The following is a 1,023-nucleotide window of genomic DNA, read 5'->3' on the forward strand; positions in this document are numbered from 1 at the left end:
GTCTCGAAGACCTGGGTGTGGATACACGAAGTGGAGGTAACCAGTGCTAAATGCTGGCCGTAGACCATTCAGTTCGTCCCGCCCGACTCGAAGTAGGACGACCCGCCACCGACGTCGTCCTGCCACCGGACGTATTTCGCCGTGCCTTCGATTGCAACGATTCTGGCCGTCGACACCACCTTTCCAGTAGCGTCCTTGACCACCGCATCTACAGTGTTCTTGCCGTTGCCCTCGGGAATCGTGTATTCGATGGTTTGCCCGTTCGGGCGCACTTCCGTCCAAGGTTTACCCTGCTCACGCCCTTCGGTAGCAGGCATAGGAAGTGAGTCCTGGTTCGGACCGTTCGCATCCAGAAGCGGGTCCCGCGGCTCTTCCGACGCGGGAGCGTTCGCCGGCGGCGTCAGCCCGCTCGGAGCCGGTTGTGATTGGGATGGAGTCGAGGGCGCGGACTGAGGGCTTGGTGTGTCGGCAGGAAGCGGCGCTGGTGTCTGTGGTTGCGGATTGAGGTGGTTGATGCTCTCGTCACCGTCCGACCTGTCCGACTGCGGGGGCGGAGGTGGTGGGGGAGCACTGTTGGATGGGGCTGCCTGAGTCGGCGGTGGAGTCGTCTCTTTCTGTGGGGGCGGACGGTTCGGGGTGGTAGTTACCGGGTCGTTGATCTGCTGGGCAGACGGAACCTGGTCTTGGGAACGCCTGTCCATGTCACGAACCCCGAGCACCCGCTCATACGCCCGCGCCGCCGAAGCGGCCGTCATCCCATTTCGGTTGTGCACCCGCGGTTCTCGGGAAGAACTCGAGTTGGACGCGGCTCCCAACGGAGTCAACGACGCTAGCCATTCGGAGAATGGGGAATGGTCATACGCCACGACCGGCGCCGGTACCGGCATCGCGATACCTCCTTAGGAATCGAGTGTGGCCCACCCCCGCCCAACGGTTTGGCGCGCGCCCTAGGTTTTGAGTTTGTAAGGACGGTGACTATCGGGGGCGCCGCCCCCGGGGCAACCCCCCCCCTAATGACCTCAC

Annotated in this window: 1 protein-coding gene; it reads right to left on the reverse strand. The window is 63.3% G+C overall.

Going from position 1 to position 1,023, the window contains the following annotated elements:
* Window positions 1–68: 68 nt before the first annotated feature.
* Window positions 69–317 carry a hypothetical protein gene (locus ACFWPJ_RS33745; protein WP_378857698.1) on the reverse strand — a complete coding sequence of 83 codons (249 nt, stop codon included), beginning with the start codon at window positions 315–317 and terminating at the stop codon, window positions 69–71.
* Between the last annotated feature and the right edge of the window lie 706 nt (window positions 318–1,023).

The sequence above is a fragment of the Nocardia sp. NPDC058497 genome (genome assembly GCF_042720195.1).
Lineage (GTDB): Bacteria > Actinomycetota > Actinomycetes > Mycobacteriales > Mycobacteriaceae > Nocardia.